Origin of the sequence: Cognatiyoonia koreensis, assembly GCF_900109295.1 — a bacterium.
Taxonomy (GTDB): domain Bacteria; phylum Pseudomonadota; class Alphaproteobacteria; order Rhodobacterales; family Rhodobacteraceae; genus Cognatiyoonia; species Cognatiyoonia koreensis.
In genome coordinates this window covers 2,357,398-2,366,996 of the sequence record NZ_FOIZ01000001.1, presented here as the reverse complement: position 1 = coordinate 2,366,996, position 9,599 = coordinate 2,357,398, and the positions used below count along the sequence as shown (strand labels likewise).

The window sequence follows — 9,599 nt, the reverse complement described above, 5'->3', positions numbered from 1 at the left end:
CGATGGCGGAAGAGCCAGTTTTCGATGGCAGCAAACTAATAGCCGGTGGATTTACCGTCGAACTCGACATCAGCTGAAGTAGTCAATGTCCGCTTCGTCCGCAGACCTGACCTCCGCGTTTCCTGCGTCGTAGGTCCGGTCTGAGTCAGAAATGCTTGACGTTTGGGTCAATATTGCATGGCGCGGCCTTCTTATCTGATTCAGAAAATCCGGTTTATCGAGTCAAAGGTGCGCGACGTTCCACATTCCCTGTCACAAGCTGGCGTTGCCGTTCGCGGCTGACCTGGCCGTAGTTCGTGAGCGTAACCAATACGCCCGAGTGACCAAGGTTCTGCGATGCCGCAACGATCTCTGCTACAGATTCTGCCGTATCGACTGCATGGCGGGCAAGCATATGACGGAATGAGTGCGGTCCGTAGTTCGGTTGACCAGCAACATCAAAGGCTTCTCTGACGATTTTGCGGACAGGTTCGGTGGTTTTCCAGTGCCGCCGATCAAAGCCATTACGTTCAAAACCTGCGTTTGAGTTTGATAGCAACGCAGTGGAAGGGAACAACGGATCATCTGGGCCATAAAGTTCAACTTCGTCGAGATGCTCTATCCATTGCGCCAAGACATCCTCGGCGTCCTCAAACCCGCGTGCAAAGAAAGTATCGATGCGTTTGCCAAATTTTGTGGCGACTTCGCGCGGGTTCTGCGTCACAGACTTTTCTGCCAAATCGACGTGCTTAATCCGCAAAGACACTAACGCCGCGACCCGAATACCTGTCAGGCAAAGCAATGCGAACACGGCTTTATTACGAAGATCGATTGGCGTGGTTGTCGGCATAAGGGACAAAGTGCGTTTGGCCTGATTTACGCTTGGGGCAGGGCGCGGCGGTGCAGCGCGGGCTTCGGCTTCGTCCCGGCGGGATAGGTTGAAATAGTCTGCATCCTTTGGCTTGATACGGCTGCGAAAGCCATCTTGCTGGGAAAGCCATAGAACAAATTCTCGCAGGGTTGCCAGCGTGGCGCGCATTGTAGACTTGGCCAAAGGTTTGTTCCCGGCCCCTTTGGCTTGCCCCAAGTGCGTGCGGAACCCCATCGCCTGTTCGATATGAAACTGGGCGAAGTCTTTGCGTTGGTTCCAAACGTCAAAGCGTTCAAGTGCCGCCATTTCTCGATCCAGTGTCTTGTCTGACAGTTGGCGGGCGTACTTGCGATATTCCAGAAAGTGCCGCTTGATGCGTTCGTTTTTTTCAATAGGTGACTTAGACATTCTAGCCTCTTTTCAATGTTGGATTTTGGTGTCGAAACAGCGCGGGGCCGTTCTGCGATGAAGTGACAAATCAAGGGGGCAGATGCGTACCACTATAATGTTGTTTCATGCCGTTTGATTGTGAGGTCGAGTGTGCGGGCCAGTGACGTGACATTGGCTTTGGCCACCGGCTTAGACACGACAGTTTCGCAGATTGTGCAAAGCGCCGTTAGTGTGGCGCGATTGCCGATGATTGTGCAGTCCGCCATGTTTGCAGCGGCATGGCGTGGCCGTTTGCAAACGACACAATAGAATGTGTCTGGTTCGGTTGGCGACTTGCGCTTGCTGCGCTGGGCCTTGATGTAGTCGCGCAGATCGTCACCACGAATAAGCGTAGGCTGTGCTGCGTCCATCATCCGCAAACCGTTCTTGCCCCAATTGTGGATCGTATGATCAGAGACGCCAGCGATGTGCGCCGCCTCTTGGATTGTGTAAGATCGGAAAGCTTTGATGCGGTTAAGTTTGGCTTGCTTTGGCATGGCCTTACCCGCCGTTCCGCTGTTCGTTCAATTGCAGCCAATCATGAATAGCGGTCACCTTGATCAGGCGGCGGGTGCCGATCTTGAGGCTTTTGAGTTCGCCCGTTGCCAAGGCGGCGTAAAGCGTTGTCCGTCCCACGCCTGCAAGGCGCGCGGCTTCGTTTGGTGAGACTGCGATTGGCGATTGGGTTTTGTTAAAGTCCGTCATTGCTCATACCTTTCTGTACGTTTGCAAGCGGACGTTCGCGGATCAAAGCTGGTTCAAAACAGCCCGATAGTTACTGACCATTTATTGACCAGTACGAGTCTTAGACAGATATGATTTGATTGTTGAAAGCGACGGGACTTGTCCGCCGCGTGAACTCTGGAATAACACTTCGCGGATTGCCTTCGCTTCTTTGTTTAGCCCAGAATGCGCTAAGTTTTCTTCAATACGGCTTAAAATAAGCGGTTGTAACATTTCAGCATAAAGATTGGGCCGTCCATTAATGACGGCTTGGGGCGCGCCCGCAATGATCCTTGGGTCGGTTAATGCGGTTAGTTCATTGGTCCTGCTATCCAGTTCGACAACGTCCACAAGTTCGGCGGATTTTGCGCCTGCAATTGGTAGTTTGCCGACTGCGCTGATGATCAATCGAAAAGCTGATCTGGTCTCTTCGTTCAAGGCAGACTCAACAGCCCTAACGTCTAGTTCGCTTTGCAGGGTTGGATGAAAATAGAGCGCCAGATCACCGCCGGGTGTGTCAATTGCGCCAATCCGCCAAGTGTCGGCGTGGATGGGGGTCGATTTGCGTCGTTTGCACGCAAACACTGATGCAAGATGTGCGACCAGCCCGCCAATGTTTGGATCGATAGCTATAACGTCACTTTCATCTACGCTACAAAAGCCCACTTCACCGCAGTAAAACCCATAAGTTCCATCCCTAAAGATGACTTCCGCGTCGTGTGGGTCGCTACATGCATCGCACAAGATTGACTGCACTTTGCCAGTAACTTCAACCAATCCAGCGTCAATCAATGGGTAAAAACCATCTTGCTTTTCAAAGAAGGTTTTTGAAGTCCTGCCGCGCTGGGCGATGATCCTGGCAAGCGTTGCGATAGTGGTCAATTAAGCAGCCTCAATGACTTCCGCTTCCTTTTCTGGTGGTGCGATCAGATTCCAGCGTTCTAGCAGGCCGAACACGAATTGACGGTCGGTTTCGGTCTTGTTGGGCAGGGTGGTCGTGTTCGGCGCGCGTAGCGTGACCGTGAGGGTGCGGCGTCGTTTTTCTTCTGAAGCGGCAACCACAATGCGGATTGTCGCGCCCAAGATGTCCCAACCGCTTGCCGTCAATGGTGACGATGGACCAAAGCGGCGTTCAAGAAACCGATAGATGTTTTCGCCTTCGCCTTTGCGTTCAAACCGGGAAAAGCCGCCGCCGCTTGAAAAAAAATCAAGTGAAGAGACTTCGACCCGTTCAATCCCGTCCGCAGGTTCGGTTTCGAAAGCTGGCATGCTGCGAAGGTGACCTAGATGCACCTCGCGACGCGGGGTTTCAACGGGTATTTCGCTTTCTGGTGCAAAGTGATTTGCAAAGGCTTTTGCGTATTGATCCCGGACCTTTTTGCCGCCCTTCGCGCAGATTTCAATCACACGTTCTTGGGCGTTACAGGCAAGGCCAACTTCGACCACTTTGGGGACAATCTGGCGTTCAAGGGTGTTGGTCGGACCAAAGGCAAGTTCGCTTTCTGCGCGTTCTTCGACATAGATTGTCGCCTGCAAAATTTCGATCTCTTCGCCCGTAATGGGGTGCAAGCGGATTACCTTGAACCAGTCGGCTTCACGCTGGCGATGCGCGGGCAGTTCGAGGATTTCGATTGCTTCGGCTAAGAAACCTTCGCGGGCCTCAACGCTACCCAAAGCCCATGGCTTGCCATCATTTTCGAACTGAAACGCTGACCACTGTTTGCCCCCTGTTCGTTGGATCAGCGACGCTTGTGCTGAAACACGGTCGATCAAGTGGGGGTGTTCAACCGAAAGCATCAACAGAATGTCTTGGACGCCTTCAAAACCCTCAAGGTCGATGCTTTGCCCAGCGCAAACCTGTTCTGCACTCAATAGCCCGTTGTCGTTTGCCAAACTGGCAAGGTGGTCAATCTCGGCTTTCAAAACATCTTGCTTAAGGTCGGAAAGTTCGGCCAAAAGCCCGTTGATTGACTCCACCAATTCAGTCCCGCGACCAGTGCTAGTCCAGTCAAAGTCTTTACGTGTTTCGACGCCTTTGAAGTGGAAATACTTTTCAAGACGGTGCGAAGGGGACTTTCTAAGAAAACCGTTATATGACGCCATATGTTGTGCCTCTGAAATAAACTATCAGAGATATGGGGTCCGTGTGCGTTCGTTGCAAGTTTGGGTTGTTTTTACCTAATTTAATCAGCGTAAAGGTGCGCCTGTATTTCTGTGAATGCCTGCTTAATTTGCGGTATGCCCCCCAAGGCATGCTTTGCACCATTTGTGCCGCCATACCGAACACGCAAGAAATCGGTGATCTTGGTCAGCGCAAGTTCATCTACGCCATGTATTTCGTAAGCGTTCAGAACAGCTTCCAGAAATGAACGCATCTCGCCTTCGATTTCGGAAAGGCCGACGTCTTTGGCCTTGCTTACTCTCTCTGAGCGCTCCAACGGTTGCAGCGTGAAACGCACGTAGGCAAGCACGTCAAAAACGTCGCTGTTCGGCGCATCAATCAACAGTTTCATGTCTTCCAAACGGTCAGAGTCATAGCCGCGATCCGCAAGAACTTTGAAGAACTGCACGCGCGTTTCGGGATTGCTCCAGATTTCGCGCAGGTGATCTTCGTCCCGCACCAAATCCCCAAGGTCACCAAACAGCTGGTCCATGAACTCTTGGCCCGAGATCATCTTGCCATCATGGGAAAAATAGGTCGTCGTCGCGACATACTTGATTTGGCGTTCCTTACCGTCTGCAAGCTTCACAATGATCTTCGCTTCGGGTTCTGGACTCGGATCAGGTGGACCTTCCGGGCGCGAACCACCAGCGGGCGCGGGCCTCGGATTTGGTACGTCAGGCGGTAATGGTTCGCCATCCCACTCAGGATCGTTGAAGTGTTCATAAGCCTTTACGAAGTCGAACACCGTGAAGAAATCTTTGCCTTCAAACGTCCGCGTTCCCCGTCCAACAATCTGCTTAAACTCAATCATCGACTTCACAGGGCGCATCAGCACGATGTTACGGACGTTGCGGGCATCCACACCAGTCGATAGCTTTTGCGATGTCGTCAGGATCGTCGGGATGCTGCGTTCGTTATCCTGAAACTCGCGCAAATGCTGTTCGCCCAGCGCGCCATCATTGGCTGTGACACGTTCGCAATAATGCGGATCGTCGATGTCTTTGATCTGGTTGATGTAGTCGCGGACGGCGGCGGCGTGGTTTTGGGTGGCGCAGAACACTAGCGTTTTTTGGCGCGGGTTGATCTGATCCATGAACTCGTGGATGCGGCTTTGTTCGCGTTCGGGGATCACGATCTTCGCGTTGATCTCGGCCTCGGTGTAGACGTGATCAGGGTCAATCTCACCGCCAACCACTTCATCATCAGGATCATAGACGTATGTATCAATCGTGCTGGCCATTTGGCGGACTTTGAACGGGGTCAGGAAGCCGTCTTCGATCCCGTCGCGCAGGGCGTATGTGTAGACGGGTTCGCCGAAGTAGGAATAGGTGTCGGCGTTCACTTTACGCTTGGGCGTAGCGGTCAGGCCTAGCTGCACGGCGGGTTCGAAATACTCCAGGATTTTACGCCATGTGCTTTCGTCTTTCGCGCCGCCCCTGTGACATTCATCAATGATGATGAAGTCAAAGAAGTCTTCTTCGTACTCGCGAAAGTTAAATTCCTCTTCGCCGTTCTTGTTCTCGGTCATAAACGTCTGAAAGATCGTAAAGAATACGGACGCATTGCGGGGCATCTTGCCCTTTTTGCTGATTTCCTTGGGATTAATGCGGCTTAGGGCATCCGGCTCAAACGCGGAAAACGAGTTGTAGGCCTGATCGGCCAGAATGTTGCGGTCGGCAAGGAACAGAATGCGCGGGCGGCGGGTAGGTTCGCCCGAAAGGCTCCAGCGCGATTGGAACAGCTTCCACGCGATCTGGAACGCGATAGAGGTCTTGCCCGTACCTGTCGCTAGTGTCAGCAGGATGCGCTTTTCGCCGTCGGCCATCGCCTCTAGCACGGCATTCACTGCGCCCGCTTGATAGTAGCGCGGTTGCCATTTGCCGCCGTCGGTTTCGAACGGGACTTGGCCGAAACGGTCGCGCCATGCGTTGCCGGTGGGATAGCAGCGGTCCCATAACTCGGACGGGGGCGGTACGGCGTCCACCTCTTGTTCCGCGCCCGTGTGCATATCAATCTCGTGATAGCGCAGCCCGTTGGTGCAATAGGCAAAGCGGGCACCGATGCGGTTGGCATAGTCATAGGCTTGGCTGCGCCCGTCGGTATAGGGCAGGCTGGCCTTCTTGGCCTCCATCACCGCCATGACGTGGCCATTCATGCGCAGGACGTAATCCGCAGGCTTTGGCCCGTTCGTCTGACCGCCAGACATAATGCGACCGGGCCAGAGCATTTCTTCGCGATGCACCCGCGCGCCGTCGATCTTGGCGGGGCCTTCCCAGCCGTTGGCCGCCAAGTCAGGGTCGATCCGCATCGCGCGGGTGTCGGCCTCTGTTTCGCGGCTCAGGGGGGATTCATCAATCATGGGTTGAGGTTAGCCCTAAGTCAGTTCCCCCGCAAAGGCCTTTTGCAAGAGCGATTGGCGCAGGTCTGCGATATCGGTGAGTTTGGTGGCCCCGAAATTTTCCAATTCGCTTAGTTGGCTGCGCGCCACCTCAAGTTTTTCAACTAGCGCGCGTTGTTCAAAGAGAGGTGGGAAATCAAACAAAGCTTCTTTTGCTGCGCCAACATTGAAGTGCTTTTGCGCGGCCCCGACTGCTGCACCAGCAACGAGCTTCTTCCCATAGTCAGAGTTAAGAAGCAGGGCAAGAAAATGGGCGTCGAGCTTTGGACCCGTCTTGGCGATCACTAAGTCTGCGCAATTTGCATCCAAAAGATCATCAGGGATAACCGCACTTGTACCCGGATAACCGGTACGCACGATGGCCACATCTCCGGGAGAAAGCTTAGACTTGGCCAACTCTCCATGAAAACCTTGATCAATGTACTTCACATTTTCCAAGTCAATTCTGTACGGTCTGACGTTCTGTGATCTCAAAAACGGCACGCCTTGATCGACATACTTGGAAGCCATTGGCCCGACGTGACCAACAGTGATTTTCTCGCAGTATTCGGTAAGTTTGGCTCGCTCCCATTCACCAGACGGATTTGAAAGTAACGCAGTTACAGTTGCCTCAAACAACTCCCGCGCGTTTTGGAGGTTGGCTTCGGCGTTTTCTTTGGCGCGGGTCAGCCCCTCAAACGCCGCATCCAAAACCGCCACAATCCGCTTTTGCTCTTCGAGGGGTGGGATTGGAAATTCAATTGCCTTGATGGACTTAGAGGACAAGTGCTTCACGGTGGTGAATGAAGTGACGTCTTCAATGTCCTTCAGATATTTATTGACCCCATAATAAAGATAGCGGGGAAGCAGCGCGTCGGAAAATTCGCGAAGGCGACAAACCCGCTGGTTCAGTAGCGCGTCATCGCCCTGCCATTGATTGCAACGAAACTCACCGTCCATCCCGATCAAATAGTCACCGTTCTTAACGACGTAGTCCTCGTTAAAGGGCCCAACAAAACGCTTAGTGGTTGTTCCCGCCGTAATATCGCGAATCCTGATGATCGGCGTGCCTTCACTTTCGGAAAACTGTTTTGAGGCAAAGGCATAACCGTTCTGCACCTCAAGAACTTCCCCAAGCGGCTTAACCTCCCAGCCCGCCTTCACAGCATTCCCCTGATCTCTTCCAAGATCTTGGCGGTCTCCGCATCCCGCGCCAGCATGTCCTCAATAATCTCCACCGGTTCGCGTAGGGGGGCTTCCTCTGGCGCGTTGGGGTTCTTGACGGACATGTCAAACGTCTCCGCATCAATATCCCCGCGCTGCACTGTCCAGCTTTTGGGGCTGTCACCTCGCGTCTTTTGCAGCTCCACAAACTCGGCCAGTTCATCATCGCGCAGGGGGGATGATTTGCCCAAGGACCGTTCCGGGTCCAGCGCGTAGTACCACGTTTTATGCGTCTTGCGCCCTTTCTCAAAGAACAGCACGACGGTTTTCACCCCCGCCCCTTGGAACACCTTGGCGGGGCAGTCCAGCACCGTGTGCAGGTCGCAGGTCTCCAACAATTCACGCCGTAACGCCGCCGCGTCTCCATTGGATAGAAACGTGTTCTTGATCACCACAGCGGCCCGCCCGCCAGCCTTGAGTTTCCGGATAAAGTGCTGGATGAACAGATACCCCATCTCGCCCGATTTGATCGGAAAGTTCTGTTGAACCTCGGCCCGTTCCCCTGACCCGAACGGCGGATTGGCAAGGATCACGTCGTGCCGGTCCTTTTCCTGAATATCCATGACGTTTTCGTTCAGCGTATTGGTGCGCCGGATATTGGGGGCGGTGATCCCGTGCAGGATCATGTTCATGATGGCGATGATATAGGCGAGCGATTTCTTTTCCTGCCCGTAGAAGGTCTTGGTCTGGAGCGTGTTGAAGTCGGTCGCGGAAATTTCAGGTGTCAGCATGTGGGTGTAAGCCTCAACCAAGAACCCCGCAGAGCCGCAGGCCCCGTCATAGACCGTCTCGCCAATCTTGGGATCGATCACCTTGAGCATGGCGCGGATCAGCGGGCGCGGCGTGTAGTATTCGCCCCCGTTGCGCCCCGCGTTGCCCATGCGTTTGATGCGGGACTCGTAGAGGTCAGACAGTTCGTGCTTGGCCTCTTGGGTATTGAATTCCAGCCCGTCCACGATTTCGAGCACGTCGCGCAGGGAATAGCCCGAGCGGAACTTGTTTGTGATCTCGGAAAAGATCTCCCCGATTTTATATTCGATGGTGTCCGGGCTGGTTGCGTCTTCCCGGTACTTCTTGAGCGTCGGGAAGAGCGTTTGATTGACGAAGGTGATCAGGTCTTCGCCCGTCAGCACGTCCTTACGGTCGGTCCCGTCGTCATTCTTGGCCGACGCCCATGTTTTCCAGCGCATCGGGGTTGGCAGGGTAGGGGCATAGTCCTCGCCCGCCAGTTCCGCTTCGTCCTGCCGTTCCTGTTCGATGTCGTCGAGGTACTTGAGGAACAAAATCCACGACGTTTGTTCCGCGTAGTCCAGTTCAGATGCCAGCCCTTCTTCGTTGCGTAGTTCACGGTCGATGCTGTTGAAGGCGTTTTCAAACACGTGGGATTCCTTTGATTTTCTGCAAATTAGAGTTGCGCCTCAAGGATCACAACGCGAATATGCGGGTCGTTACGTGCCCATCGTCAACATGAGCATCATCGCTAAGTAAGCAAACGACAGTTTTGATCAGCGGAAACCGGCACCGTGAAGCATCCCGCTCAGGAATATCAATTTGGAAGCTCCAAAGCGAACCGCTATCCTAATTACGTTGAGAAACAATATTGAGCCTGTCTCGATCGATGCTGCAATTTGTAAAGATGGTCGCTAGTTGCCCAAACTGCCATCAATGATCACATGGCATTTCAGGGTGTCGTGATCCAAGGCTGTTGCCAGTTCGCGGTCCATCAATTTTAGCATCCGGCTTGATATCTCCACTAAATTTCATTTTTTTTTGGCGCAACTTCTTGCCTTGATTGACTAAATCTGGTCAATCTCTTGAAGGATTTGGGGTAA

The 9,599-nt window shown here is 53.4% G+C and carries 8 protein-coding genes; all 8 read right to left on the bottom strand.

Annotation, left to right across the window (positions count from 1 at the left end; genetic code table 11):
• Positions 1-214: 214 nt before the first annotated feature.
• The 8 genes from BMY44_RS11700 to BMY44_RS11665 all read right to left on the bottom strand — a co-directional run bounded on the left by BMY44_RS11700 (position 215) and on the right by BMY44_RS11665 (position 9,146).
• Positions 215-1,258 (bottom strand): tyrosine-type recombinase/integrase, encoded by a 1,044-nt coding sequence (locus BMY44_RS11700; protein ID WP_089994267.1) that lies wholly within the window; start codon positions 1,256-1,258, stop codon positions 215-217.
• A 92-nt stretch (positions 1,259-1,350) separates the two neighbouring features.
• Positions 1,351-1,776: a helix-turn-helix domain-containing protein gene (locus BMY44_RS11695; RefSeq protein WP_089994265.1), complete on the bottom strand. Its 426-nt coding sequence runs from the start codon at positions 1,774-1,776 to the stop codon at positions 1,351-1,353.
• A 4-nt stretch (positions 1,777-1,780) separates the two neighbouring features.
• Positions 1,781-1,984 carry a helix-turn-helix domain-containing protein gene (locus BMY44_RS11690; protein ID WP_089994263.1) on the bottom strand — a complete coding sequence of 68 codons (204 nt, stop codon included), beginning with the start codon at positions 1,982-1,984 and terminating at the stop codon, positions 1,781-1,783.
• An 81-nt stretch (positions 1,985-2,065) separates the two neighbouring features.
• A complete protein-coding gene (locus tag BMY44_RS11685; RefSeq protein ID WP_089994261.1) occupies positions 2,066-2,884 on the bottom strand; it encodes a hypothetical protein in 819 nt (272 codons plus the stop codon).
• Positions 2,885-4,105 carry a hypothetical protein gene (locus BMY44_RS11680; protein ID WP_089994258.1) on the bottom strand — a complete coding sequence of 407 codons (1,221 nt, stop codon included), beginning with the start codon at positions 4,103-4,105 and terminating at the stop codon, positions 2,885-2,887.
• Positions 4,106-4,185: 80 nt separating this feature from the next.
• Positions 4,186-6,525 (bottom strand): EcoAI/FtnUII family type I restriction enzme subunit R, encoded by a 2,340-nt coding sequence (hsdR, locus tag BMY44_RS11675; RefSeq protein WP_207510509.1) that lies wholly within the window; start codon positions 6,523-6,525, stop codon positions 4,186-4,188.
• Positions 6,526-6,540: 15 nt separating this feature from the next.
• Entirely contained in the window at positions 6,541-7,707 is a 1,167-nt protein-coding gene (locus tag BMY44_RS11670; protein WP_089994255.1) for a restriction endonuclease subunit S, read from the bottom strand.
• Positions 7,704-9,146, bottom strand: a complete 1,443-nt coding sequence (locus BMY44_RS11665; protein WP_089994253.1) for a class I SAM-dependent DNA methyltransferase — start codon at positions 9,144-9,146, stop codon at positions 7,704-7,706. The genes BMY44_RS11670 and BMY44_RS11665 overlap by 4 nt, the downstream gene beginning before the upstream one ends.
• Positions 9,147-9,599 lie beyond the last annotated feature (453 nt).

Coding starts and splice junctions, on each gene's coding strand:
- BMY44_RS11700 (WP_089994267.1), bottom strand. CDS start 1,258: ATGTCTAAGTCACCTATTGAAAAAAACGAACGCATCAAGCGGCACTTT.
- BMY44_RS11695 (WP_089994265.1), bottom strand. CDS start 1,776: ATGCCAAAGCAAGCCAAACTTAACCGCATCAAAGCTTTCCGATCTTAC.
- BMY44_RS11690 (WP_089994263.1), bottom strand. CDS start 1,984: ATGACGGACTTTAACAAAACCCAATCGCCAATCGCAGTCTCACCAAAC.
- BMY44_RS11680 (WP_089994258.1), bottom strand. CDS start 4,105: ATGGCGTCATATAACGGTTTTCTTAGAAAGTCCCCTTCGCACCGTCTT.
- hsdR (WP_207510509.1), bottom strand. CDS start 6,525: ATGATTGATGAATCCCCCCTGAGCCGCGAAACAGAGGCCGACACCCGC.